Here is a 25868-nt window from a genome sequence, read left to right on the forward strand (position 1 = left end):
GCTATGACGATAGCGTGGCGCGGATTCCGGCCAGGATGACCCGCAGTCCGCGCTCGTATTCCACATCTGTATCGGCGTCGAACAGCTCGGCCACCATCCGGGCCGTCCGCGGAAAGCGCTCGGCATCGACGGACTGCGCCACCCGCGCGGGATCGTAGGGATTGCCATCGGCGTACTCCGCGCCGGATTGCGCCTGTTCCTCTATAACGAATCCGATCGTGTAGTGCAGCAGTATCGGAAACACCCGCTCGGCATCCACCAGCGCGAAACCCGCGTCCTCGAGCGTGCGCAACGTCAGTTCCACGGTGCGCCACATGGCTTCGTCGCTGACATAGGTTCCGGCCAGCACCTTCGCCCCGTCCCGATACCGCAGCATCGACCGGCGCAACCGCCCGGCCACCGCCACCACCCAGTCCTGCCAGTCCTCGCCCTGCCGCGGCGCCTCGATCCCGTCGACAGCGGAAACGAATACCCGCCGGGCCATCGCATCGAGCAGTTCGCGCTTGTTCTTGACATGCCAGTACAGGGCGGGTGCCTGCACATCCAGGGCCGCGGCCACCTTCCGCATGGTCAGTCCGTCGAGACCGACCTCGTCGAGCAAACCCAACGCTGCCTCGGCGATCACCGTCGCATCGATCTTCACTGTCACCTCCTGCTGTCCGACGCTTGACAGCTTAACAATGTTCTGTTCTCCTTAACAACGTTAAATCGCTTAACAATGTTAAGGAGACCGACATGGAAACGACCGATGTGGTGATCGCCGGGGCCGGACCGACCGGGCTGATGCTGGCCTACGAACTGCGCCTGGCCGGTGCAGATGTCGCGGTCGTCGATGGACTTGCGGCGCGCACCGGCGAATCGCGGGCGGGCGGCATCCACGCCCGCACCATGGAAATCCTCGATCAGCGCGGCCTGCTCGACGAGTTGCTCCCGCTCGGCCGCGTAATGCAGGCCGGGCATTTCGGTGGCCTGCCCCTGGATTTCAGCGACTTCAATACCCGCTACCCGTTCACCCTCGCCGTGCTGCAGTCGGTGATCGAACGCGAACTCGACCGGCAAGCAACCGAACTCGGTGCGATCGTGCAGTGGGGGTCACCCGTTATCGGCTTCCAGCAGGACGCATCGGGTGTCGAGGTGGAGATCGGCGGTCCGAATCCCCGCCGGATTCGCGCGGCCTACCTGGTCGGCTGCGACGGTGGCCGCAGCGCGGTGCGCAAGCTGGCGGGCATCGACTACGTCGGCACCGACGCGACCGTAACGGGCATGCTTGCCGATGTCGAACTGGCAGATCCGCCCACACAGCCCTTCTTCGGACACCGCGCCGGTGCGGGCGATTTCTCCGCGGTGCAATTCGAGCCCGGCTGGTACCGACTGATGGTGCAGCGCCACGACCTCGTCCTGGAGCGCGGCACCGAACTGAGCTTCGAGGACTTCCGCGCCAACTTCACCGAGATCGCGGGCACCGACTTCGGTATGCACAGCCCGCGCTGGATCTCGCATTACGGCGATGCCGCCCGCCAGGCCGACCGCTACCGCGTGGGCCGGGTATTCCTGGCCGGGGATGCGGCGCACATCCACTACCCCGCGGGCGGTCAGGGCCAGAATCTGGGACTGCAGGATGCGATGAATCTCGGCTGGAAACTCGCCGCCACCCTGCGCGGCAACGCATCCGACGAACTCCTCGACACCTATGAATCCGAGCGACACCCCATCGCCACCCGCGTCCTGCACAACACCCGCGCCCAGACCGCACTCGGACGACCCGGCCCGCACACCGACGCATTGCGCGACATCATGAGCGATCTGATCGATATGGATCAGGTACGCCACCGCCTCGGCCTGATGATCACCGCACTCGATATCCGCTACGACATCAAGGGCGAGCACCCGCTCGTCGGCCGCCGCGTCCCGGATGCCGACCTCACCACCGCCGACGGCGACACTCGGGTACACGAGCTGCTGCGCGCGGGCCGCCCGGTCCTGCTGGTGCTCAATGGAAACGACGTTCCTGCGGTCCCGGAATGGCAGGACCGGGTCGAGATCATCAGCGCTGTCGGCCGCGCCGAGCATTGGGCCATCCCCGGTTTCGGGGCGATCCAAGCCCCCGCCGCCGTCCTGCTGCGCCCCGACGGCTACGTCGCATGGGCTGCCGGCGAAGCCACCACCGCGGGCTTGACCGAAGCACTCGGCACCTGGGTCGGCGGCACCGAATCCACTGGCGGCTCAACTGGTCGATGACCCTGCCCACCAACTCGACCCACCGCGCATCCGCACCACCGGCCTCAACGGCACTCGAGCCACCGCCACCAGGGGCAGCGCGCCAGCAATCAACAGTTGCCGCTAGGACGCGATACCGTGATATCGCGGCGAACACGCGATTCGATGCCGTACGCCGGCGCCAGCTCGGAGTATCGGTCGTCTCTTTGTAATTCCTTTACAAAGACATGACCAAAGTTATGCACGCTGATCGAATAAACCGGGAAATAGCGACAGTCGACCCAATGACCGTTTTGTCCGATTCAACTCGGCGCGGCCGAGAGCACTGATTGCACTTGCCGTCCCCCGTGTGACACTGTCGCCCAATGGACATCGTCCGAAATCTCGCCCGAGAAAGATCAAAAACGTTGCCTTCCAAAAGGGTTGTTAATGTGTATGCTATCGATCAATTAAGACCCCACTACGAGGTGGGATGACCGGCGAAGGCGGTGTCGCAGTGGATGTCAACGCACTCCGAATGCGCCGTGCGACTGTCTTCGCGATCGGCGTCGGCGTGTTGACCCTGGCAGCTACCGGTCCACTCGACCGGCTGCTGCTCGGCCTGTTCATCTGCATCGGACTCGGACTCGGTTGGGTGAATGCACAACTGACCAGATTGACGGTCAACCGGGTCGCCGACGCCGAGAAACCGAGGAAACAGGGGTTGTACCTCTCCTCGGCAACTCGACTGATCGCAATAACCGGCGGTTCGCTCGCAGTGGGTTTCCTGGCAAGGCCGCACGGCATCGGAATCTTCTTCGGCCTGGCTGCCTTTCAAGTGATTCTGGTGTTGGTCACCGTCTTGCCTGAAGTGAAGGAGCTTCGCCAGCAATCATGACGAATCAACTCGCCTTCATCGCCCAGTCGGCGCTTCCCGTCCTCGCGGAGGAAGCGCCCGCCGAAGAGCCGAAAATCAAGGTCGGCGAACACGCGGTCGCGCATCTGTGGGGTATGGACTTCAATGTCGACACGATCATCTCGACCGCCATCGCGGCGGCGATCGTGCTCGGTCTGGCGTTCTACCTGCGGGCGAAGCTGACTTCGGGCGTACCCAACGGCGTGCAGTTGTTCTTCGAGACCGTCACGGTCCAGATGCGCAACCAGGTGGAAAGCGCCATCGGCATGAAGGTCGCGCCGTTCGCGCTGCCATTGGCCGTCACGCTGTTCATCTACATCCTGTTGTCGAACTGGTTGTCGGTGCTGCCGGTGCAGTACGGACACGGTGAATTGATCGCACCGCCCGCCTCGGATGTCAATTTCGTATACGCGCTGGCACTGTTCGTTTTCTTCATGTACCAGGGTGCGGGCGTGTATCGGCGCGGCCCCGGTGGGCACGCCAAGCAGTTGCTGAAGGGCCACACCGGATGGGGCCCGATGGTTTTCATCAATGTCATCGAGGAAGTCGCTAAACCGCTCTCGCTGTCGCTTCGATTGTTCGGCAACATGTTCGCGGGCGGCGTGATGGTCTCGGTGATCGCACTGTTCCCGTTCTGGATCAGCTGGGGGCCGAATGCCGTCTGGAAACTCTTCGATCTGTTCGTCGGAGCCATCCAGGCATTCATCTTCTCGCTGTTGACCGTCCTCTACTTCAGTCAATCGATGTCGCTGGAGCACGAACACTAGCCCTGGCGACTACTTTCGGGTCGCTCTAAACAACGACAGATCGGCGCCGCCGATCGAGCTCAGTAAAGAACAGGAAGTGAAAAATGGCAGACGCAACAACGGCAGCCATCGTCCAGGGCGCGCTCATCGGCGGCGGCATCATTATGGGCGGTGGCGCCATCGGCGCGGGAATCGGTGACGGACTCGCCGGCGCCGCGTTGATCAACGGCGTTGCCCGTCAGCCGGAAGCCGAAGGTCGCCTCCGCGGTAACTTCTTCCTGACCGTCGGTCTGGTCGAGGCGGCGTACTTCATCAATCTAGCGTTCATGGCGCTTTTCGTATTCGCTACTCCAGGTAAGTAATTAAGTATGACTCCGCGAACGGATGTTGTGGCCGAGGGGAACTTCCTGATCCCCAACGGCACATTCTTCGCCGAGCTGTTGATCTTCCTGATCGTGCTCGGGGTCATGTGGCTGTTCGTCGTTCCGCCGATACGCAAGGTATTGGCGGAACGCGAGACGAGAGTCGCGGAGACCGCGGTCGACAACAAGGAAGCCAAAGCCTTGTTCGCCGACGCCGAAGCGAAATACCAGGCGGCCGTCGCGCAGGCGCGCAGTGAGGCGGTCGAGATCAGGAACCAGGCAAGGGCCGAGGGCCGAGTTATCCTCGAGCAGTTGCGAAGTGAGGCGCAGGGCGAGGCCGACAGGATCGTCGCGGAATCCGCGACGGAACTGCGGGCTCAGGCGGACCAGGTGGCCGCGGAGCTGCGTGAGGCTGTCGAACCGCTCGCCGAGACATTGGCCGATCGAGTGCTCGGCATCAAGGATCGGCACGCCGGCTCCAGCGCCGGCCATCAGTCAGGACGAGCGTAGCCAATGAACCTCAACAGCGGCATCCTTGCCGAAGGGGCAATCCACGCAGCCGGGTCCGAGGATTCGGGCATCTTCCACATCACCTTCGACTGGCCGATCTTCTTCAGCCAGCTCTTCGGTTTCGCGGTCATCATCTTCGTCATCGTCAAATGGGTGGCACCGCCGGTGAAACGGCTGATGGCCAAGGCGCAGAACAATATTCAGAAACAGATCGAGGATAACCAGCAGGCGGCCGACCGCCTCGTCGAGGCCAAACGGGCCTACGACAATGCGGTCACCGACGCCCAGGCCGAACTCGAGCACATCCGTGAGGATGCGCGTGCCGACGCCGAACGCATCATCGCCAAGATGCGCGAATTCGCCGATGCCGAGGTCGCACGGGTCCGTAGCCAGGGCCGCGATCAGATCGCCCAGATGCGCACCCAGCTCATCCGCGATCTGAAGGAAGAGCTGATCACCACGGTCATGGACAGCACCGAGGAAAAGGTGCGCTACGAGATCGGCGCCACCCACGTGGCCGCCGACAGCATCGACAAATTCCTCGAGGACCTCGAGGCCATGGCTAACGCGGAACCGCCGGTCCGACGCCGCGCCCAGCCCTGGGCATTGTAAAACCGGGTGGTCGCCGGACCGCATGCCCTGGCATGCTGGCCGCGTGAGCACCGCGCAGATCACGATCGATTTCGCGCCCGAATTGCGGCTGTTCGTCGCGGCCGCACAGCGGGACGGTCGCTCTGCCGTGCGGATCGACAGCGTGTCGACGCTCGGACATATCGTGGAAGCGCTCGGCGTGCCGCTAACCGAGGTGGGCAGACTGCTGGTCGACGGTCGGTCGACGAGCCCGGCGTATAAGCCCGCCGATGGCGAAGCGGTGTCGGTGCGCGCGGTGGTGCGTCCGCAGCGATTCGACGAACCGCTGCGCTTCCTGCTGGACATCCACCTCGGCACTTTGGCGCGACGGCTGCGGCTGCTCGGCGTCGACACCGCCTACGAGAATCCGGATATCGGTGATGCCGCACTCGCCACGCGCTCGGCGACCGAACATCGCATCCTGCTCTCGCGCGACCGCGGACTGCTGCGTCGACGCGAAATCTTCGCTGGCGCCTACATTTACAGTCATCGCCCCGTCGAACAGCTCGACGACGTGCTATCGCGTTTCGCACCGCCCCTTGCGCCATGGACCCGCTGTACGGCCTGCAACGGCCCCCTGCGCGTGACCGATAAGCGGACCCTGCGCGGGCAACTCCCGAACGAGACCGAACGCACCTACGACGCGTTCGCACAGTGCGTCGACTGTGGCCGAACCTATTGGAAGGGTGCGCATCACGCGCGTCTCGACGCGATCGTCACCCACGCCCTCCGCTTCGGCACCTGAAGCATCGCCACGCACCTTCGCGCGGCACCTTCGCTCACCACGAACCCTCGCGCGCCAGGCACCTGCCACACGCTACGCATCTCTCTTCACGCCGCGCACGGAATCGTGGACGAAAACGTGCGTGGCGAGCCGACCAATGCGCGGGACCCGTCCTCGCCCAGCCGGATCACGCTCCGAATGCACCTTCGAGGCGGCCTCGGGAGCCGGGGCAGGGCGCCCACGCCAGGTACCTTCCGTACACCGCGCACCTTTCTTTACGCCGCGCACGGAATCGTGGGCCAAAACGTGCGTGGCGCGCCGATCAATGCGCGGGAGCCGTTCTCGCCCAGCTGGATCAGGCTCCAAAAGCGCCTTCGAGGCGGCTGCGGGAGCCGGGATGGACCAGGCGGGCCACGCTCACCAGCGCACTGGCAGACCAGGTGCGGCGGCGGATCTGGAGGCAGGGTTCGGTGCGGCGGATGCGCAGTAGTCGGCAGTCCTCCTGACTGCCCTGCACCGCCTCGACGACATGTTCGCCGCGTACCAGCGGTGCCACCTCGCTGAGGTACCGGTTCGGGGTTATCGCGGTGAAATTCTGGTCGAGGTAGCCGGGTGCGGCGGCGGGGTTGACGTAGCGGTCCTCCACCTGGATCGGCACCTCGTCGTCGAAATGCACCAGCATCGAATGGAATACCGAATCGGTCGGCCAATCGTCGAGCAGTGGGTTGGCGGCGTCGAGGGGGTCGCTGCGCAGGAAGATGACCTCGGTGCGGTGCCGGTGGCCGCGCTGCTGGATCTCATCGGCGATATTGCGCACCTCGAACAGCGGCGATGCCACCTTCGCGGGCGCGACGAAGGTGCCGACCCCCATCATCCGAACGACCACACCGGCTGCGGCCAACTCACGCAGCGCCCGGTTGACCGTCATGCGGGAGATACCGAGCGCGTCGACCAGCTGATGCTCCGACGGAAGCTGATCCCCAGCGACCCAGCGTCCGGCGCCGATCTGCATCCGGATCAGGGTCTTGATCCGCTCGTACGCCGGTGCCGTATCGGGTCCGGACGCCGCGAACAAGACCGCCAGATCTGCATCGCCCACCGGGCGGGCCATCGCCACCACCTCTCACTAGCCTGGCCGCAACCTTAGCCGTTCCGGTTGACAGCCACTTGTATATACAGGACTATGCATCTGGGCAGGCTGCCCCAGCTGCCCTTCTCCTGAGGGAAGGCGGATCCATGCCGCACAACGACGAATTCGACGCCGGACTGCAGATCGAGCGCCGCACCATCGAAGTAATTCCGGATGCCGAACGCCACGGCACCGCGCGCAATCAATTCACCCTGTGGTTCGGGGCGAATATGCAGATCACCGCCATCGTCGATGGTGCGCTCGCGGTGGTATTCGGCGCCGATGCGCTGTGGGCGATCCTCGGTTTGCTGCTCGGCAATATTCTCGGCGGCATAGTCATGGCGCTGCATTCGGCGCAGGGTCCGCGGCTCGGGCTGCCGCAAATGATCTCCAGCCGAGCGCAATTCGGCGTCCTCGGTGCGGTGATGCCGCTATTGCTCGTAATCGTGATGTATCTCGGTTTTGCCGCGACCGGAACGGTTTTGGCCGGTCAGGCGGTGAACAAGATTCTGCACGTAGACAATTCGAACATCGGCATTCTCGTCTTCGGTGCGCTCACGGCCGTGGTCGCAGTGACCGGCTACCGGCTGATCCATGTCATCGGGCGAATCGCCACCGTGGTCGGCACTATCGGCTTCACCTACCTGACGATCCGCCTGTTCGCCGAATACGACGTCAGCGCCTACGTCGGTACCAAATCCTTCGACATCGTCACCTTCGTCCTCGCGGTCTCCCTCGGTGCCGGATGGCAGCTGACCTTCGGACCGTACGTCGCGGACTATTCGCGCTATCTGCCCCGCACGACCAGTGCGCGGACCACCTTCTGGTCCACCTTCGCGGGCAGCGTGCTCGGGTCGCAGTGGGCGATGACGCTCGGCGCGCTGGTGGCCGCCGTCGCCGGAAAAGCGTTCCTGGGCAATCAAGTCGGATTCATCGGCGATCTCGCGGGCCCATCCGCGATCGCGCTGCTGATCTACCTGGTGATCGTGGTCGGCAAGCTCACGGTGAACTGTCTCAACGCCTACGGCGGGTTCATGTCGATCCTTACATCGGTGACCGCGTTCAGCGGTCAGTCGCGCACCACCCAGGCCACGCGAACGGCCTATATCGTGGGCTTCACCGTGGTGTCGATGCTGATCGCCATCGGGGCCAGCGCCGACTTCCTCAATAACTTCAAGAACTTCGTGCTCGTCCTGCTGATGGTGTTCACGCCATGGAGCGCGATCAACCTGATCGACTACTACCTGATCTCACGCGAGCGCATCGACATCCCGGCGCTCTACAATCCGGACGGCCGCTACGGACGCTGGAACGTCACCGCCCTGGCCTGCTACACCCTCGGCATTCTCGCCCAGATCCCGTTCCTCGCACAGAAGCTCTACACCGGCCCGATCACCGATATGCTCGGCGGCGCGGATATCTCCTGGATCGTCGGCATCGTCTTCACGGCGGCCATCTACTACCCGCTCGCACGTCGCACGAGCAATCCGCCGGACCGGATGATCAATCCCACGGACACCGTGGATGCTCCGGTGTCCTGAGAACGATCACTCTGGAATTTTTACGAGTTCCATCGCGACCGCGCGGCATTCGAAGAGCATGAGCGGCAGCCGCATACCCGTGCCAACCGAGTTGTCCTGAAAGGCCGACCGCCCCGACCCGCAACAGGGCCGGGGCCCACGTCCCAGGGGGACCGGGATCAAGCCACGGCGTTTCGCTGCGTCGCCGGTTGGATCGGGTGCTCGAATTCGATCGAGCCACCGCTGTTTTCGCGACCCCGACCTACGACGCGTGGTGCGTCGGGTGGTAGTGCTCCCAGGCGTCGGCCAGCGACTTGCGCACGTCGTGGGGCAGGTAATCCCGGATTTCCGCACACAGATGGACGCTGTTGCCGCAGTCGTCGCACCAGATCCGGACCGTACGCGCGTCCTTGGCAACGGCTTCGGCGATCCAGTCGGCCCGCATATTCCCGTGGTCGACGGTGGCTACCCATCTGTCCCCGTAACCATCGACATCCTGATGGATGGCATTGACCATGGTCACCGCGAACATCGGGTTGGGCTGAGCCTTCTTCTTCGTCATAGCGGGAACCCTCCAGCCCTAGAGCGAAATGTTCGTGCGGCTTCAGCAACCGGTTGGTGACCGATTGCTTCGCGACGCAGGAAGCAACCGTAACTCCGGCCGACCCGCCCGGCAAGAGTCCGTATTCGGGTGGAAACCGAAGGGAATCCGCAGGTAAAGAGATCGCAAAGGACCTAGCCGCATCGTCGGTATGGTGGGGCGGCCGCCTGTGCCGCCACACTGAACGCCTGCCTGATTTCGGCCACAGCAAACGAGTTTCCGGCGCGGTTCCCATGCCGCGGCCCGATCTCCATCCAGCGCCGGCACTCCGGAAACCTGGCCCGCGCTACCGGCTTCCGGGATTGGTCAGGGGGAAGGCGTTGGGCACGAAGGGGAGTCCGAGTTGCGACGGCGCGGGAGTGGGAACCGGATCGAACGCTCGGCCGAGTGCTCGCTGAGCGCCGACCAACCGTCCCTGCGCAGGTGTATCCACGCCGCGATCAGGACGATGAGGAATTCGATGACGTAGCCGTTGATCAAGACCTTGGTGATCGGCCACCACGGCGGCAGCAGGAACACTCCGATCGACACCCAGGTCTTGCTCCAGTGGTACGTCCACGCGGCGGTCACGGTGAACAGCACCGCCGCCGCCACCCACCAGCGCCAGTTGTCCAGCCCTTTATGCACGAGGAAGACGAACAGCGGCACGAACCACACCCAGTGGTGGCCCCAGGAGAACGGCGACACCGCACACGCCGTGAGACCGGCCAGGGTGATCGACAGCAGCCGCTCACCACGCTGATACAGCGCCGTCGTGACGGTCAGGCTGGCGATCGCGACCGAGATCGCGATGAGCAACCACAACCACACCGGCGCGGGACCGCCGAGCAGGTGCGCGATGACACCGCGGATGGACTGGTTGGACGGGTGGTTGTCGGCCGCGATCCGGTTGGATTGGAAGAACGTCGAGGTCCAGTACTGCCGGGAATCGGTGGGCAGGATGACCCAGGCGAAGGCGATCGAGGCGAGGAAGGTGACGAATGCGGTAAGCGCCGCGCGCCACTGCCGCAGGACGGCGAAGTAGGCGACGAAGTAGATCGGGGTGAGTTTGATACCCGCCGCGAGTCCGACGCCGAGGCCACGCAGTTTGCTTCGGTCCTCGCGCAGCGCGTCCAACAGCACCAGCAGCATGAGCACCAGGTTGATCTGGCCGAAGTAGAGCGTCTGTCGGACCGGCTCGATGAATACGCAGGTCGCCGCGATCAGCACGCTGACCACTACCAGCCGAGTCGTGATCCGATAGCCCAGCAGCCGCCAGCTGAGCAGCACACAGGCGATGAGTACCGAGAGGTTGACCGCGAGCCAGGTGTTCGTGACGTACCCCCACGGCACCATGTAGATCGGCACGAACGCGATGGTGGAGAACGGCGTGTAGGTGTACAGCAGGCCGCGCATGGTCGGCTCGGTGTACAGCGGAATATCGTGCACGATGCGCCACGCACCGTCCCGATAGATGTGCACGTCCAAGCCGCCGACCAGGAACCCGCCCTTGTCCAGGAAGGGATCGATGGTGGTGAAGAGCAGGATCACCGACAGCAGGGCGCTCCCGGCGAGCAGGTATATCGCTGGTCCCGTACGCGGAAACTCCAGCTTCCGGGTGTCTCGCACCGATCCGCTACGACCGAGGCAACACCGTCGCAGGATTCGAGGTACAGGATCCTGTTGGGTGATAAGACCTCATCACGACGACCGATCCATCCCTTCGTCCCGCACCTGCTGCACTACGGCGATAGCCAGTTTTTACCGTACCTAATGACCCGCGCCTGCATCATGCCCCGAAGTGCCGGGGCAAGCAAGCGGCGGGGTCATCGTTGCCGGCTGGCCCTGGCCCGCCTGCGCTCCGCCTGTAGTTCGGCAAGTTCTTGTTCGAGCATCTCGGCGATGCGGAACTGCCCGGTGTCGTGGATATCGGGCGTGCGAACCACCTGCAGGTGCGAATCCGGCTCGGCGGGGGCGTTGCCCTTGCCGCGCGAGTTCTCGGTCGTCCTGCTGTCCTTGCGGCCCTCGAGCGAACTGGGCTTGCGCGCCGTGGCCGCGCTCGACCCGTTGCCCCTGCGCAGTGCCGACACGACCGACGGCTTGCTCTCCGCGGCGGGCTTGTCCTGGCTCACCGGGGCGGCCTTGCGCGCGGGCGCCTTGGCGGGCTGCGCTGGGCTCTCGGCCTTCGCGACGGGCTTGGTCTCGGCGATCGGTTCCGGCTCGGGCGGTGCGAAGGGGTTGTTCTTCGGGACCACCGGCTTCGCGGCCACCGGCGCGGTCGGCTCCTTGACGACAGCGGCGCGGTTCTCGGTCTTCGCCGGAGCGGGCCGCTGCTGAGGCTCCGCATTGTCCGGCGCCTGACCGTTGGTCGGCGCGGGACGCTTCTCGGGTGCGTCCGAGCCCTCTTGCGCGGCAGCGCTTTCCCTGTCGGTCGACTCCTCGACCTCCACCGCTTCGGCCTCCACGATCTCGTCGGCTGCCAGTTCGGCGTCCTGTTCGGCACTTTCGGCGGCCGTCAGCACCCCGTGTTCCGCGGACTCCTTCTCCGCACCCGGCGCCACCAGGGCCGCCTGGGTATTCGCGCGATAGGACGCGATCGATGGCATCGTCTGCTTGAGTTGTTCGGCCGGATCGGGCAACTCGCGGACCTGCTCGGTGGCCCGGTAGATGGCCAGGCCGTAGCGTGCGCTGGCCGCGTCGTGAATGAGCAGGGCGACACCGATCATCACCGGCGCGACCGCGTGCACACCGGTCTCGTACCATTCCCCGTCGCGCAGGTAGGGGTAGGTGTTGAGGGTGACAGTCAGTGACAGCAGGGCGATTTCGGCCGCGGCGACCTGTCGGCGGTTGTCGATCACGCCCCATTCGGCGACCTTATTGGTGCCGACCATGATGATGATCAAGCAGACGCTGATCATCGCCTCGATGAGGTAGCTGAACCAGTACAGCGGATCGCCCGGTCCGCCCGGCGCGATGTTGTGCTGCACATTGACCGCGGACCACAGCATGCCCGCCGCCACCACGCCCGCCAGCGCGCGCAGTGACCATCCCCGGTGCCGGTACAGCGACGCCAATTTGGCATGCGGGCTGGACTCTCGCCGCTGTGCCGCAATTGCCTTGCGGGCTACCAATAGATCTCTGATGTCGGCCTTCTCGATCGCTTCCGTGGTCTGCCTGGCGCGGTCGGCCGCGGAGGCCGCGGCCTGAACCTGTTTCCATCGCTGTGCGCGATCCTCGCCGCGAATCTTCTCCGCTAGCTCACGCTCGGCGACCAGTTCGTCCTCGGAGAGCGCCTCGGTAAGCGCGGGATCGAACTGGTAGGCCAGTCGACCCCGGGCCCGCTCGACCCTTCTCGCGAGCTGTCCGACCTCGTCCTCGACGGGATGATGCTCGATGGTCAATTCGACTCCCCGCGGGAGAGATTCGACGGCAGACAAGTGATCACGCGTGGGAACGGCACCAGACATTCATAGTCGATTCACCGTTGCCAGCGAAACTGTCAATTTGCCGCCGGTGGGTTGTCCTCCGGCGCGCCGCGCGCGACACACGCATGCGAAGTTTCGATTTAACGACGATTCGGCAGTCGCGAACGCCGCTCGCGGCGCAATGAACGTACGGTTCACCGGCCCGGACTAGCTGCGGCACGACTGCTCGCCGCCAGCAAAACAGCCAACCAGTCGGTTTCCCCAAGGGGTGTCGACACATTCGGGCGTGTCGTCGCCAACTGGTCGATAGGTCAGGCGATTTCGGATCCGCTCGGGCGATGCGCCGCGACGTAGAGGGCAGTTCGATGCCCTCTGCGTTGCGCCAGTCGGAACTTCAACCCCGACTCCAGCGGCCCTCCAGATGCAGATGCAATCGGCCTTGGGCAGGCCGCGAACGAATGCGGCGAGATCCGTTGACATGCAGCCATCCCCTGGACGGCCGTCGTCGGAATTGGTTCAGGCCGCGTCCGACAGCGCCTCGTGCCAGTGCCAGGTGTCGGTGTATTGGTGCAGTACGAGGAGCTTTTCGTCGGCGATATGCCAGATGTGGGCGAATTCGGCGGCCACATGCTTGCCGGTGGCGCGCGCGGTGCCGCGGTAGTGGCCGGTGACAATCACGGTGTCCGGGTGTGCGTCGAACCATTCCTCGGCGAAGGGCGCGATCTCGTATTCGCGGAACACCGGCTGCCAAATACCTGCGAGCGCCGCCTCAGGGCTTTGTGCCTGCGTGACGGTCACGCTGGGCATCCCCGGGGCCACCCACCCCTGGAAGCGCGGATGCAGCGCATCGAGGATGCCTGCGGGATCCCCCGATTGCGTTGCTTTATAGAACTTTTCGACTACGTCTCGGTTGCTCATATCCTCATATTAGAGGGATCGTTCCATATCGACCAGCGGCGGCAGACGGTGATCCGTGGCACAACTCGTCAGTCGCGGATGCGGGATCGCAATGCGAGAACGCCCGCGGCCGAGCCGATCATGGCGAGGCCGACGACCCACAGTCCGGCTCGCTGGGTACCGGTGAGGTCCTTCAGCGCACCCGTGACATACGGTGCGACGAATCCGCTGACATTGCCGATGGAGTTGATCAGGGCGATACCGCCCGCCGCGGCCGCACCGGAGAGGAAGCTGCTCGGCAGCGCCCAGAAGGTGGGCAGCGCGGCGAGCACTCCGACGGCGCAGACGGTGACCGCGACCATGGCGGCGAACGGGTTGCCCAGATACAGCGCCGCCGGGATGGCGAGCCCACCCACCAACGCGGGTAGTGCGACATGCCAGGCCCGCTCTCCGGTTCGGTCGCCGTGCCTGCTCCACAGCACCATCACGACGGCGCCGATCACGTAGGGCACCGCATTGATGAGCCCGCGCTGCACCACCGAATAGTGGGTGCCGTACTGCTGTTGGAAGCCGTTGATGATGGTGGGCAGGAAGAATCCGAGCGCGTACAGGCCGTAGACGATGCCGCCGTAGATGAAGGCGAGGCCGAGTACGCGGGGATGGGTGAGCGCCTTGCGCACCGTCCAGTGTTCGACCCGCGCGGCCTGCTCTTTGTCGAGTTCGCGGGTCAGCCAATCTCTTTCGGTCTCGGACAGCCACTTGGCCTGTGTGGGACGGTCGGTGAGGAAGAACCAGGTGACCACCGCCAGCACGATCGCGGGCACGCCCTCGACCAGGAACATGAATCGCCAGCCGCTGAGGCCGAAGACGCCGTCGCCGTACTGGATGATCAGGCTCGATACCGTCGAGCCCAAGGCGGTCGAAATCGGCACCGCCGTCATGAACAATGCGACGATCTTCGCGCGCTGGGTCTGCGGAAACCAGTAGGTGAGATACAGCAGGATGCCGGGAAAGAATCCGGCCTCCACCACGCCGAGGGTGAATCGCAGGATATAGAGCCAGGTTTCGTTGGGCACGAATGCCATGACGGTGGCGACCACACCCCAACTCACCATGATTCTGGCGATCCAGCGGCGGGCGCCGAACCGGTGCAGCGCCAGATTGCTCGGCACCTCGAGTACGAGATAGCCGATGAAGAAGATGCCGGAGGCGAAACCGAAGGCCGTCTCGGTCAGACCGAGATCCGTTTTCATACCGCTGGGCCCGGCGAATCCGATATTGACCCGGTCCAGGTAGTTGATGAAATACAGCAGCCCGAGAAAGGGCACCAGTCGAATCGTGACCTTGCGCAACGTCGCGCGGGACACCTCGGGCGTTCCATCCATTCGCGAACTCTCGACCCGCGTCCACCCTGGAGTCAACTTCCCAGGCCCGGCGATACGAATGTGCCGCGACGGGCGGACCCGGCAGTCGACCTACCGGCCGCCCGGCTACTGTCGCAGACAGGCGTGACATCGGGAAAGGCCGAGCCGGGAGAGGTTGGTAGTCGATGGGTGTTGGTGGTCTTCGATTGGCCTCGGTTGTCGCCGCCATTGTGCTCGGATCCGTTCTGGCAGGACCTCGTTCGTACGCGACACCGGGATCGGTGGTGACCGGGGATGGGTCGAGGATTACCAACATCCGGGTTCGGGATGATCGGCATCTCACGTTGACGGTGTATTCGGGGGCGATGGGACGGGAGTTTTCGGTGCAGGTGCAGCGGCCTGCGGATACCGGGGCGCCACGGCCGACGTTGTATCTGCTGGCCGGGGTCGATGGTGGGGAGGATGGCGCGACATGGGGTACGAAGACCGATGTCATGGGGTTTTTCGGGGATAAGAACGTCAATGTGGTGCAACCGCTCGGTGGGGCCTACAGCTATTACGCCGATTGGCGAGTGGCGGACCCTGTGTTGGGGGTCAACAAGTGGCAGACGTATCTGACTCGGGAATTGCCGCCGTTGATCGACGCTGCGTTGGGCACCAATGGGCGCAATGCCATTGCGGGGATCTCCACTTCGGGCACCTCGGTGCTGTCACTGGCGATTTCGAATCCCGGGTTGTACCGATCCGTCGGCGCATTCAGCGGGTGCGCGCAGATCAGTGATCCGGTCGGGCAGGCGTTCGTCGCGCTGTCGGTGCGCAAGGGCGGCGGTGATCCGGTGAATATGTATGGACCGCCGCAGGATCCGATGTGGGCAGCAAACGATCCGTATGTCAATGCCGAAGCCCTGCGCGGGCTGAATTTGTACCTCTCGGCGGGGAGTGGACTGCCCGGGCCGTACGACAATCCCACCGATCCGCATACCCAGAGCTGGGCAGAGGGTGGGTTGCCCCTGCAGGTGACGATGGGCGGTGCGATCGAAGGGTCGACCGCTTGGTGCACCCGCAACATGCGGACCAGGCTGAATCAGCTCGGTATTCCCGCCACCTACGACCTCGAACCCACCGGCACCCACTCATGGGGTTACTGGGAACACGCACTGAAGGATTCCTGGCCGGTTCTCGCTAATGGACTCGGCGCCTGAACCCCCTGAGTGTGACGCCCGACGTACTCGACCAGGCGAACGCTGTCGGCAGGCTGTACCCGTCCTTGCGTCTCGACCTCGCCGACGCCGTCATCGTCGCCTTGGCGGCCGACTACGAAACCGACGGGGTCCGCACACTCGGCCGGCGAGACTTCCGAGCTCTGACGCTCGCTCACGCAGCACAAAACCTTTTCGCATACTGCCCGACGATCTCTTATACCTCGGCAATCGACAACGGCGATACTTATGGGGCACTCGGCGACATCTAGGAGGATTTGTGTCCGAAACCGTGCGTGGCGTGGTTGCCCGTAGTAAGGGCGCACCGGTCGAGCTCGTCGATATCGTGATCCCGGATCCCGGGCCGCACGATGTCGTGGTGCGCATCCAGTCCTGTGGGGTGTGCCATACCGATCTGCACTATCGCGAGGGCGGTATCAACGACGAGTTCCCGTTCCTGCTCGGGCATGAGGCGGCGGGCATCGTGGAGACCGTCGGGGATGCGGTAACCCATGTTGTCGCGGGCGATTTCGTCATTCTGAACTGGCGCGCGGTGTGCGGTGAATGTCGGGCGTGTAAGCGTGGCCGCCCGTGGTACTGCTTCGCCAGCCACAATGCGAGCAAGAAGATGACCCTCGCCGACGGCACCGAACTCAGCCCGGCCCTCGGCATCGGCGCATTCGCGGATAAGACGCTGGTGCACGAGGGTCAGTGCACGAAAGTCGACCCGGCTGCCGACCCGGCCGTCGCCGGACTGCTCGGCTGCGGCGTCATGGCCGGTCTCGGCGCCGCAATGAATACCGGCAATGTGTCGCGCGGCGATACGGTCGCGGTCATCGGCTGCGGCGGTGTCGGCGATGCCGCCATCGCCGGTGCGCGACTGGCAGGTGCGCGGACCATTATCGCGATCGACCGTGATCCCCAGAAGCTCAGCTGGGCAACGGAATTCGGTGCGACCCACACAATCGATGCGACCGAGACCGACGTCGTCGAGCAGATCCAGCAATACACCGACGGTTTCGGCGCGGATGTAGTCATCGACGCGGTCGGACGCCCGGAGACTTGGAAGCAGGCCTTCTACGGACGCGATCTTGCGGGCACCGTCGTGCTGGTCGGCGTCCCGACCCCGGATATGACCATCGATATGCCGCTGATCGACCTGTTCTCCCATGGCGGCGCGCTGAAATCCTCCTGGTACGGCGACAGTCTGCCCGAACGCGATTTCCCGATGCTGGTCGATCTGTACCTGCAGGGCCGATTGCCATTGGAGCGCTTCGTCACCGAGCGCATCGCCCTGGACCAGGTCGAAAAGGCCTTCTCCGCAATGCATGCCGGTGAGGTGCTGCGTTCGGTGGTGGTCTGGTGAGCCTGCGCATCGATCGCGTCGTCACCTCCGGCACCTTCTCACTCGACGGCGGCACCTGGGATGTCGACAACAATGTGTGGCTGATCGGCGACGATACCGAGGTGCTCATCGTCGACGCGGCCCATGATGCCGACGCGATCATCGAAGCCGTCGACAACCGCAATGTCGGCGCGGTCGTCTGCACCCACGGTCACAACGACCACGTCACCGTCGCACCGGAACTCGCGAAACGCCTCGACGCCCAGATCCTGCTCCACCCCGGCGACGATCCGCTCTGGCGGATGACCCACCCATACGTCGACTACCAATCACTGGCCGATATTCAGCGAATCACCGTGGCGGGCACCGATATCGAGGTCCTGCACACACCCGGTCACTCCCCCGGCTCGGTCTCGCTCTACCTGCCCGAGGCCACCGCCCTGTTCACGGGCGACACCCTGTTCAACGGCGGCCCCGGCGCCACCGGCCGCTCGTTCTCCGACTTCGGCACCATCATCGAATCCATCCGAGACCGCCTGCTGACCCTCCCGGAGGAAACCACGGTCCACACCGGCCACGGCGACGGCACCACCATCGGCACCGAAAAACCCGCACTCGCCGACTGGATAGCCCGCGGGCACTGATTACTGCTCGACGTATGCCTTGATGCGCTCGAGGGTTTGACGCATGCCGTCCCGGTTCGTCTTGCCGCGGGCGCGCCCGGCCACCCGCCAGTAGAGGCGCAGCGGGAGGTTGTTTTCGTTCAACTGGAACGATTCGGTCACGTCGGTGCCCCCCTCCACGGCCGTGAACCGGTAGCGCCAGGTATTGACCGCCGTCCCGCGCGGTCCGAGCACGGTGAATGCGAACTCACGTCCGGGCTCGCACGCGACGATCCGGCAGACGGTCCAATACTTCAGCCCCCAGCCATTGCGGTTGACGTGCCCGCGGAACTTGACGCCGACGGCGGGAGCCGTTGCCCCACCGAGCCATTCGGTGTCGAAGGTCTCCGGTGAGAACTTCCCGGTATTCGTGATATCGCTGACCAACCCCCAGATCTTGTCTGCGGGTGCTGCCATTCGAACCGTCACGCTATCGTGCATGCCTGCACGCTAGCAGGCGCCTTCTCAGACAGGTCCGCTCAGTGCGGATCGATATCGGTCCAGAAGGCGACCAGGTCGGCGCAGACGCGGGCCGAGCGCTCCTCATTCGGCAGGTGGCCGACACCGTCGTAAACCGCGGTACGCGCACCCAATTCCTCGGCATAGCGTTCGTGCACGCTCGGCGGCCACAGATCACCGGAGTTGCCATAGGCGACGAGAATCGGCAGGCCGGTGGCGCGCAGCGCGGCGGTACAGTCGGCCGGGCCCTCCATGACCCGCATGATGCCGACCAAATTCGCCTTCTTGGTGGTGAAGATGCGGTTGCGCAGGAATTCGAGTTCGGCGGGCGGAACCAGCGCCGCCACTGCCCTACTCATCTGCTCCCACAGCGCTTGCTGGCCACCGCTTTCGATGAGTCGGGCGACCAATTGTGGTGGCGCGAAGTTGATACCGGAGGCCGAGGACGGATCGGAGGCGAGCAGGGTGAGGCTGCGGAAGCGGTCCGGATGCGCGGCAAGTGCGGCACGGGCGACATAGCCGCCGAACCCCTGGCCCACCAGGTGAATCGGTGTGTCATTCGAGATCTGGTCGGCGACGATGATCAGATCGTCGGCGAAACCGGCCATCGTGTATTCGGATACGTCATCGGGACCGTCGGACCGCCACTGCCCGCGCTGATCGTAAGCGACACAACGGAATCCGGCTGCGGACAGAATCGGCAGCATGGCCTCGAAGTCCTCTTTGGAGCCGGCGAAGCCGGGGACCAATAGGACCGTGCCACGCATCTCGACGTCGTGCGGCGGCACGGATTCCCAGGCGGCCAGTGTGCCCGCCCCGCCGTGCAGGGTGAAGGATGTGGACTGCGCGGTGGCGTGGCTCATCGGTTTCCTCCATCGTGCTCGGCACTAATGCGGCAACACCTCCATTCTAGCCGAGCGCACATTCGGGATTGTTATTTATTCGAGATATTTCAGAATAAGGTCATCGGCTCGGTCGGAATGGGGTCGGGCAGCGGCTCGAGTTCGGGCAGGCGGGCGCGCACCTCGTCGTGGAAGCGGCGGGCGAGATGCAAGGAGGAGGCGTTGTCCGGGGTGTGGATGAAAACCGTTGGTGAGCGGCCCTCATGCAGCCATGCGACGACGATCTCGAGCCACGGCTGCCAGCCGGCAATCGTGCGCTCGGCCGAATCGCGGCCGTGATAGCGGACGATCGGGAATTCGGTGAGCGCTTGCGTACGGCGCGGCACCCGCGGTTTCTTCGCCCGCGCCTCGGCCTCCGCGGCGCTTTCGGCGGGTCCTTCGAAAAGCAAAGTGGTGTCGAAGGGCACCCATTCGGCACCTATGCGCGCGAGCAGCTGCTCCAATTGCCTTGCGGCGCTGTCATTTTCGAAGAACGCGGGATGACGGACCTCGACGGCGGATCGGTACGAGTCGGGCAACGTGCGCAGGAATCCGGCCAGCGTCCCGAGATCGGTCGGTCCGAATGAGCCCGGCAACTGCACCCACAGTGCGTGGATGCGCGGACCGAGCGGCTGCATCGCATCCAGGAAAGTGCGCAGTTCGACCTCCACACCCTGCAGCCTGCGCTCGTGCGTAATCGGCTTGGGCAGTTTGATGACGAATCGGAAGTCGGGATCGGTCTGCTTCGCCCACGACTCCACAGTGTTGCGCGTCGGCGTCGCATAGAACGTCGTATTGCCTTCCACCGCAGTGCACCACGAGGCGTAATGCCGCAACCGCTCGGCCGCAACCGGTTGATATTCCTGCCATGCCGCGTGCGTCCACATCGCACATCCCACGTGAAGCCGCATGACAGCGACGCTAACGCACCCACCGGCCACCCATCCGGGCGGTCGAGGCGGGTTCACGTACGCTGACGGCTGCACCTCCAGCACCTCGGGAAAGAGATCATGACGCGGTTCGAGAACGTCAGTGTGGCCAAGAAGGCCAATGTGTACTTCGACGGCAAGTGCATCAGCCACAGCATCGAGCTGGCCGATGGCACCGCGAAGTCGGTCGGCGTCATCCTGCCGTCCACTCTGACGTTCAACACGGTCGAGCCGGAGATCATGGAGCTGATCCAGGGCGAGTGCAACGTCACCCTTGCTGGTGAAACCGAAGCCGTGACCTACCGCGGCGGCGAATCGTTCTCGGTGCCGGGCAACAGCTCATTCGAGATCGAGGTGCTTTCGGCGGTGCACTACGTCTGCCACTTCGGCTGAGCCGCTCAGACGGGGACCGCACCCAGGGAATCTGCCAGCGCGGTCAACACATCCGCGCACCCGGCACCGACGGTGAGCGCGGCGAGTTCATCACCTCGGGTCCGGCCGCGATTCACGATGACGACCGGCTTGCCCTGTTTCGCCGCATATCGGACGAACCGCAGCCCGGACATCACCGTCAACGACGATCCCGCAACCAACAGCGCGTCGGCCGCCTCGACCATTTCGAATGCGGCGGCGACGCGCTCCTTGGGGACGTTCTCCCCGAAGTACACGATGTCCGGTTTGAGCATGCCGCCGCAGCGCGCGCAGTCCACCATCCGGAAATTCACGGTATCTGCGACCACAGCGTCCGCATCGGGCGCGACCTCCACCCCGGTGGCTGTCGCCGATGCGGCGAAACCCGGATTGGCCGCCTCCAACCGCTCGGCCAGGGTCATCCGCGAAATCAAAGCGGCGCAGCCGAGGCAGCGCACCCGCGCATACGTTCCGTGTAGATCGATGACCTGGCGATGCCCCGCCTTCGTATGCAGCAGATCGACATTCTGCGTAATCAACCCGGTGACGATGCCGGCCCGCTCCAACCGTGCCAACGCTCGATGCGCCGCATTCGGCCGTGACCCGTCCATGGCCCGCCACCCGATGTGATTGCGCGCCCAGTACCGCTGTCGAAATGCCGTATCCCCCACGAACTGCTGATATGTCATCGGTGTCCGCACCGGCGACCCCGGCCCCCGATAATCCGGAATCCCACTGTCGGTGGACACCCCTGCCCCCGTCAGCACCGCGACCCGCCGCCCCGCCAGCAGCCCGGACAAGCGCTCGACAGCGGATGCGTCGGAATCAGCGGACATGGAATTCAGAGTAAGCGTCGCCGCCCGATCGGTAACCCCGGGCGGCGACGCGGTCCGATCAGGCCTGCAGGCCGACCTCGATCTCCAGGGTGAGGGTGATCTTGTCGCCGATCACCGCGCCGCCGTCGGGCAGCGGCATATCAATGGTGATGCCGAAGTCGCGGCGGTTGATGACGGTCTTGGCCTCGAAACCGGCGACCGGGCCCTGGCCCATGCCCGGGTTGACGCCGAGGAATTCGACGTCGAGGGAGACCGGACGGGTGGTGCCGCGGATGGTGAACTCACCGTCGACCACGAAATCCTCACCATTGACACGGAATCCGGTCGACTTGAAGGTGGCTACCGGGAAGTCGGCGGCGTGGAAGAAGTCGGCGGTGCGCAGGTGCGCGTCGCGCTGCTCGTTATCGGTGGTCACCGAATCGACCACGATCTCGGCCTCGGCCGAGGCGGTGCCGTCTTCATTGATGACCAGCTTGCCGGAGAAGTCGGCGAACCGACCGCGAACCTTGCTGACCATCAGGTGACGCACGGTGAATCCGAGGGTGGAGTGAGCGGTATCGATGACCCAGGTGCCTGCGGTCAGGGCTTTTGCGGTGGTGGTCGACATTGTCGGTCTCCTCGTGTAGTTGAGATTTCAATTACTTGGATATGAAACAGGTATTCAGTTCTGGGATCAGGACCGGCGCGCCGTTGCACCGGGGATCAGGTCACTGCGCGACCTCCACGGCCTTGCCTCGATCCCGGGCGGCGACCAATGACGCATGAGTCGGCGCATCCGGGACATGAGCCGGACGCAGTGCGTCGAACTCCTTGCGCAGCACCGGAACTACCTCCGCGCCGAGCAGTTCGAGTTGCTCGAGCACCGTTTTCAACGGTAGACCCGCGTGGTCCATCAGGAACAGCTGTCGCTGATAGTCGCCGAAGCTTTCCCGGAAGGTCATGGTCTTTTCGATGACCTGCTGTGGACTGCCGACGGTCAGCGGCGTCTGCTCGGTGAAGTCCTCGAGCGACGGGCCGTGGCCGTAGACCGGCGCGTTATCGAAGTAGGGCCGGAATTCGCGCACCGCGTCCTGAGAGTTCTTGCGCATGAACACCTGTCCACCCAGGCCGACAATGGCCTGGTCGGCGGAGCCGTGGCCGTAATGCTCGTAGCGGCGCCGATACAGCTCGATCAGGCGCTGGAAGTGGCCCTTCGGCCAGAAGATATTGTTCGCGAAGAAGCCGTCGCCGTAATAGGCGGCCTGCTCGGCTATTTCCGGACTGCGGATCGACCCGTGCCAGACGAACGGCGCTACGCCGTCCAGCGGTCGCGGCGTGGCGGTGAACGCCTGCAACGGAGTACGGAATCGGCCCTCCCAGTCGACCACGTCCTCGCGCCAAAGCCGGTGCAGCAGATGGTAGTTCTCGATGGCCAGCGGGATGCCTTCGCGAATGTCCTTGCCGAACCAGGGGTAGACCGGACCGGTATTGCCGCGTCCGAGCATCAGATCGACGCGACCGTCGGCCAGATGCTGCAGCATGGCGAAGTCTTCGGCGATCTTCACCGGATCGTTGGTGGTGATGAGTGTCGTCGCGGTGGACAGCTGCAACCGCTCGGTCTGCGCCGCGATATAGCCGAGCATCGTGGTCGGCGACGATGGCACGAACGGCGGGTTGTGGTGCTCGCCGGTGGCGAATACGTCCAGGCCGACCTCTTCGGCCTTGCGCGCGATCGCGACCATCGCCTTGATGCGCTCGCGCTCGGTCGGGGCCCGACCTGTCGTCGGGTCGACCGTTACGTCGCCAACGGTGAAAATTCCGAACTGCACGTCGCCTCCTCTCGGAAAGTCTGACACCTATTTGGTGGATATGGCAACCAACAGGGCGGTGTCGTCATCTATTCCCGAGGGTTACCGGTCACTTGCGCAGCCGCGATTCCAGGCCGTCCATCACACAGAGCAGACCGAAATCGAAGGCCATCGCGCGGGCGGTCTGATAATCGGCGGGTTGCATCTTCCGGTAGTCGTCGAGCATCTCCGGATAGTCGGAGGCGAGCTCATCCATGACGTCGAGCACCATGTCCTTGTCGAAACCCTTGTCGCCGAATGCCTTCGCCGCAGTGATCTCCGGGATGACCTGCCCGAGTACGTAACTCGTCACGGTGCCACTCGCGAGGTAGATATCGACGCCCGTGAATCCGGCGTCGATGAAGGTGCGGCGCAGTCGATCACTGAGTTCGAAGGCCTTCGGGCCGACGCTCGGCAGGGAGCCGATCAAGGCGGTCACCCATGTGTGGTCGAGCATGGTGAGCCGGAAGTTGTAGGCATAGGTCGTGACGACCTCACGCCACGAGGCCTCGTCGGGATCCGGGATTCGCACCAGACCCCAGATCTCGTCGAGGACGAGTTCGAGCAGTTCATCCTTATTCGCGACATGCCAGTAGAGACTGGTCGCGCCCGCATCGAGCTTGGCTCCGAGCTTGCGCATGCTCAACGCGCCGAGGCCCTCGGCATCCAAAACCTCGATTGCGGCGGCGACGATCTGGTCGCGGCGCAGTCCGGCCGCCTTCGGCTGGCGTGGCTCGCGGGTCCATACCGAGGAGAACTGCTGCTTTGTCACCCGGTCAGCATAATTCTCTCGCACATTGTGCGATTCTATCGTACGGTGTTCGAGTGGAATCGAACGTTGTACGAGATCCTCGCCGCTGGTGGATTCTGGGGGTCCTCTGTCTGTCGCTGCTGGTGCTGATGATCGACGGCACTGTGCTCAATATCGCTATTCCGTCCCTGATCCGGGAACTCGACGCGACGCCGTCGGATATCCAGTGGATCCTCGACGCCTACGTCCTCGTCTTCGCTGGACTGTTGCTCACCGCGGGCAGCCTCTCCGACCGGTTCGGGCGGCGGCGCATGCTGGTGCTCGGGCTGGCGCTGTTCGGCGCTGCGTCCCTTGCCGCCGTCTTGGCCACCGAGCCGTGGCAAGTGGTCGGGGCCCGCGCACTGATGGGCGTCGGCGGTTCACTGCTGATGCCATCGACCCTGTCCATTCTCATGACCACCTTCGCCGAGGACGAGCGCCGTAAGGCGATGGCGGCATGGTCCACTGTCTCGATGGTCGGCATCGTCCTCGGGCCGACGCTGGGCGGCTTTCTGCTGCAGCACTATTGGTGGGGCTCGGTGTTCCTGCTCAATATCCCGGTCGCGGCGCTCGCGATTGTCGCCGCGCTGGTCCTGATGCCGGAATCCACCGGTGAGCAGCGACCGGTCGACCTGATCGGCGTGCTGCTTTCCATCGTCGCGCTCACTTCGACGGTGTACGTGATCATCGAGCGCGAGTGGAATATTCCGATGATCGGCCTCGCCGTGGTCACGGGACTGGCATTCGTGGTCTGGGAGAGCCGGTCCGCGCATCCGATGCTGCCGCTGGCGGTATTCCGCAATCGCGATTTCACCGGCACCTGCTGCACACTGCTGCTGATGGTGTTCGGTATGGGCGCGATCATGCTGATGCTCACCCAGTATCTGCAGTTCGTGCTCGGCTACGGACCGATGAAGGCGGGTCTTGCCCTGCTGCCGTATGCGGTGGCCGCAGCGGTGTGCAACGGTCTCGGCGCGACGCTGGGCAAGAAGTTGAGCAATAAGACACTCATCGTCGCCGGTCTACTGGTCATGGGCGGGGCGTTCGCGATTCTGGCCGTCGGTTCCGGATATTTCGCGGTATTGGCCAGCATGCTGGTCATGGGGATCGGCGGCGGTCTGGCGGGTCCGGCCGCGTATGCCGCGATCATGAGCGCCATTCCGCTGGCACATGCGGGCGTCGGCTCGGCCATGAACGATACGTTGCAGCAGGTCGGCATGGCGATCAGCATCGCGATCCTCGGCAGCGTACTGGCCGGTGTGTTCACCGCGCATATGCCCGACGACACGCCCGAGGCCGCCCGTGAATCCATCGGCGCCGCTTTCCAACTCGGATATGCCGAACCGGCCAAGGAAGCGTTCACCGATGCGATGTCGACCGGCGCCTGGATCAGTGCGGGCTTCAGCATCGCCGCCGCCCTACTGGGACTGGCGCTGCTGCGGACACGTCCCGCGCCCCAGATCGACACGCCGGAGGAAGTAACCGTGTCATAGCTGACATCGATTTTTCGTTCCGAATCAGCTGGTTTCGC

At 64.3% G+C, this 25868-nt stretch carries 28 protein-coding genes; 14 read left to right on the forward strand and 14 right to left on the reverse strand.

Translation table 11 applies throughout. From position 1 onward, the window contains the following. Nucleotide 1: 1 nt before the first annotated feature. Nucleotides 2-643 (reverse strand): TetR/AcrR family transcriptional regulator C-terminal domain-containing protein, encoded by a 642-nt coding sequence (locus AB0J47_RS24975; protein ID WP_364350474.1) that lies wholly within the window; start codon nt 641-643, stop codon nt 2-4. Nucleotides 644-735: 92 nt separating this feature from the next. On the opposite strand from AB0J47_RS24975, the gene AB0J47_RS24980 reads away from it, so the two are divergent. The 7 genes from AB0J47_RS24980 to AB0J47_RS25010 all read left to right on the forward strand — a co-directional run bounded on the left by AB0J47_RS24980 (nt 736) and on the right by AB0J47_RS25010 (nt 6105). Next, entirely contained in the window at nt 736-2238 is a 1503-nt protein-coding gene (locus AB0J47_RS24980) for an FAD-dependent monooxygenase (protein WP_364350477.1), read from the forward strand. Between the two features lie 451 nt (nt 2239-2689). Beyond that, nucleotides 2690-3094 (forward strand): hypothetical protein, encoded by a 405-nt coding sequence (locus tag AB0J47_RS24985; RefSeq protein WP_364350480.1) that lies wholly within the window; start codon nt 2690-2692, stop codon nt 3092-3094. Nucleotides 3095-3207: 113 nt separating this feature from the next. Next, nucleotides 3208-3879, forward strand: coding sequence for a F0F1 ATP synthase subunit A (gene atpB, locus AB0J47_RS24990; protein ID WP_364350681.1), 672 nt, complete (start codon nt 3208-3210; stop codon nt 3877-3879). A gap of 83 nt (nt 3880-3962) precedes the next feature. Further along, the gene (locus AB0J47_RS24995) at nt 3963-4220 is read left to right on the forward strand and encodes a F0F1 ATP synthase subunit C (RefSeq protein ID WP_040687366.1); all 258 of its coding nucleotides are present in this window, start codon (nt 3963-3965) and stop codon (nt 4218-4220) included. Nucleotides 4221-4226: 6 nt separating this feature from the next. Next, nucleotides 4227-4730, forward strand: coding sequence for a F0F1 ATP synthase subunit B (locus AB0J47_RS25000; RefSeq protein ID WP_364350484.1), 504 nt, complete (start codon nt 4227-4229; stop codon nt 4728-4730). Between the two features lie 3 nt (nt 4731-4733). Continuing rightward, nucleotides 4734-5342, forward strand: coding sequence for a hypothetical protein (locus AB0J47_RS25005; RefSeq protein WP_364350487.1), 609 nt, complete (start codon nt 4734-4736; stop codon nt 5340-5342). A 43-nt stretch (nt 5343-5385) separates the two neighbouring features. After that, entirely contained in the window at nt 5386-6105 is a 720-nt protein-coding gene (locus AB0J47_RS25010) for a Mut7-C RNAse domain-containing protein (protein WP_364350490.1), read from the forward strand. A gap of 334 nt (nt 6106-6439) precedes the next feature. Here the strand turns inward: AB0J47_RS25010 and hutC are convergent, their stop codons facing one another. Beyond that, nucleotides 6440-7195, reverse strand: coding sequence for a histidine utilization repressor (hutC, locus tag AB0J47_RS25015; RefSeq protein WP_364350493.1), 756 nt, complete (start codon nt 7193-7195; stop codon nt 6440-6442). A gap of 125 nt (nt 7196-7320) precedes the next feature. Here hutC and AB0J47_RS25020 point away from each other — a divergent pair, with 125 nt between their 5' ends. Next, nucleotides 7321-8754 carry a cytosine permease gene (locus AB0J47_RS25020; protein ID WP_364350496.1) on the forward strand — a complete coding sequence of 478 codons (1434 nt, stop codon included), beginning with the start codon at nt 7321-7323 and terminating at the stop codon, nt 8752-8754. Nucleotides 8755-8995: 241 nt separating this feature from the next. Here AB0J47_RS25020 and AB0J47_RS25025 read toward each other — a convergent pair whose 3' ends face one another. From AB0J47_RS25025 to AB0J47_RS25045, 5 genes are all read right to left on the reverse strand, one after another. Further along, nucleotides 8996-9295: a hypothetical protein gene (locus AB0J47_RS25025; protein WP_364350499.1), complete on the reverse strand. Its 300-nt coding sequence runs from the start codon at nt 9293-9295 to the stop codon at nt 8996-8998. 345 nt (nt 9296-9640) lie between these two features. Next, the gene (locus AB0J47_RS25030; RefSeq protein WP_364350502.1) at nt 9641-10942 is read right to left on the reverse strand and encodes a glycosyltransferase 87 family protein; all 1302 of its coding nucleotides are present in this window, start codon (nt 10940-10942) and stop codon (nt 9641-9643) included. Between the two features lie 197 nt (nt 10943-11139). Further along, the gene (locus tag AB0J47_RS25035) at nt 11140-12714 is read right to left on the reverse strand and encodes a hypothetical protein (RefSeq protein ID WP_364350505.1); all 1575 of its coding nucleotides are present in this window, start codon (nt 12712-12714) and stop codon (nt 11140-11142) included. A 540-nt stretch (nt 12715-13254) separates the two neighbouring features. Then, nucleotides 13255-13656, reverse strand: a complete 402-nt coding sequence (locus tag AB0J47_RS25040; RefSeq protein ID WP_364350508.1) for a nuclear transport factor 2 family protein — start codon at nt 13654-13656, stop codon at nt 13255-13257. A 68-nt stretch (nt 13657-13724) separates the two neighbouring features. Further along, on the reverse strand, nt 13725-15020 hold the full coding sequence (locus AB0J47_RS25045; RefSeq protein ID WP_364350511.1) for an MFS transporter: 1296 nt from the start codon (nt 15018-15020) through the stop codon (nt 13725-13727). 344 nt (nt 15021-15364) lie between these two features. Here AB0J47_RS25045 and AB0J47_RS25050 point away from each other — a divergent pair, with 344 nt between their 5' ends. The 4 genes from AB0J47_RS25050 to AB0J47_RS25065 are packed head-to-tail and all read left to right on the forward strand — an operon-like array spanning nt 15365 to nt 18187. Next, nucleotides 15365-16201 carry an alpha/beta hydrolase family protein gene (locus AB0J47_RS25050; protein ID WP_364350514.1) on the forward strand — a complete coding sequence of 279 codons (837 nt, stop codon included), beginning with the start codon at nt 15365-15367 and terminating at the stop codon, nt 16199-16201. An 11-nt stretch (nt 16202-16212) separates the two neighbouring features. After that, a complete protein-coding gene (locus AB0J47_RS25055; protein ID WP_364350517.1) occupies nt 16213-16470 on the forward strand; it encodes a hypothetical protein in 258 nt (85 codons plus the stop codon). Between the two features lie 8 nt (nt 16471-16478). Then, entirely contained in the window at nt 16479-17564 is a 1086-nt protein-coding gene (locus AB0J47_RS25060; protein WP_364350520.1) for an S-(hydroxymethyl)mycothiol dehydrogenase, read from the forward strand. After that, complete coding sequence (locus AB0J47_RS25065; RefSeq protein ID WP_364350523.1) at nt 17561-18187, forward strand: MBL fold metallo-hydrolase; 627 nt, start codon at nt 17561-17563, stop codon at nt 18185-18187. The genes AB0J47_RS25060 and AB0J47_RS25065 overlap by 4 nt, the downstream gene beginning before the upstream one ends. On the opposite strand, the gene AB0J47_RS25070 is transcribed toward AB0J47_RS25065, so the two are convergent. The 3 genes from AB0J47_RS25070 to AB0J47_RS25080 all read right to left on the reverse strand — a co-directional run bounded on the left by AB0J47_RS25070 (nt 18188) and on the right by AB0J47_RS25080 (nt 20456). Continuing rightward, nucleotides 18188-18646, reverse strand: coding sequence for an SRPBCC family protein (locus tag AB0J47_RS25070; protein ID WP_364350526.1), 459 nt, complete (start codon nt 18644-18646; stop codon nt 18188-18190). It lies immediately after the preceding gene. A gap of 38 nt (nt 18647-18684) precedes the next feature. Beyond that, complete coding sequence (locus tag AB0J47_RS25075) at nt 18685-19527, reverse strand: alpha/beta hydrolase (RefSeq protein ID WP_364350529.1); 843 nt, start codon at nt 19525-19527, stop codon at nt 18685-18687. Between the two features lie 89 nt (nt 19528-19616). After that, entirely contained in the window at nt 19617-20456 is an 840-nt protein-coding gene (locus tag AB0J47_RS25080) for a DUF72 domain-containing protein (protein ID WP_364350532.1), read from the reverse strand. A 99-nt stretch (nt 20457-20555) separates the two neighbouring features. Here AB0J47_RS25080 and AB0J47_RS25085 point away from each other — a divergent pair, with 99 nt between their 5' ends. After that, nucleotides 20556-20867: a pyrimidine/purine nucleoside phosphorylase gene (locus AB0J47_RS25085; protein WP_364350535.1), complete on the forward strand. Its 312-nt coding sequence runs from the start codon at nt 20556-20558 to the stop codon at nt 20865-20867. Nucleotides 20868-20872: 5 nt separating this feature from the next. Here AB0J47_RS25085 and AB0J47_RS25090 read toward each other — a convergent pair whose 3' ends face one another. From AB0J47_RS25090 to AB0J47_RS25105, 4 genes are all read right to left on the reverse strand, one after another. Then, nucleotides 20873-21721, reverse strand: coding sequence for an NAD-dependent protein deacetylase (locus tag AB0J47_RS25090; protein WP_364350538.1), 849 nt, complete (start codon nt 21719-21721; stop codon nt 20873-20875). Nucleotides 21722-21779: 58 nt separating this feature from the next. After that, the gene (locus AB0J47_RS25095; RefSeq protein ID WP_364350541.1) at nt 21780-22328 is read right to left on the reverse strand and encodes a YceI family protein; all 549 of its coding nucleotides are present in this window, start codon (nt 22326-22328) and stop codon (nt 21780-21782) included. Nucleotides 22329-22428: 100 nt separating this feature from the next. Then, nucleotides 22429-23529 (reverse strand): LLM class flavin-dependent oxidoreductase, encoded by a 1101-nt coding sequence (locus AB0J47_RS25100; protein WP_364350544.1) that lies wholly within the window; start codon nt 23527-23529, stop codon nt 22429-22431. A gap of 88 nt (nt 23530-23617) precedes the next feature. Continuing rightward, entirely contained in the window at nt 23618-24319 is a 702-nt protein-coding gene (locus tag AB0J47_RS25105; protein ID WP_364350547.1) for a TetR/AcrR family transcriptional regulator C-terminal domain-containing protein, read from the reverse strand. A 53-nt stretch (nt 24320-24372) separates the two neighbouring features. On the opposite strand from AB0J47_RS25105, the gene AB0J47_RS25110 reads away from it, so the two are divergent. Beyond that, complete coding sequence (locus tag AB0J47_RS25110) at nt 24373-25830, forward strand: MFS transporter (RefSeq protein ID WP_364350550.1); 1458 nt, start codon at nt 24373-24375, stop codon at nt 25828-25830. Nucleotides 25831-25868 lie beyond the last annotated feature (38 nt).

Source organism: Nocardia sp. NPDC049737 (assembly GCF_040674755.1).
Lineage (GTDB): Bacteria > Actinomycetota > Actinomycetes > Mycobacteriales > Mycobacteriaceae > Nocardia.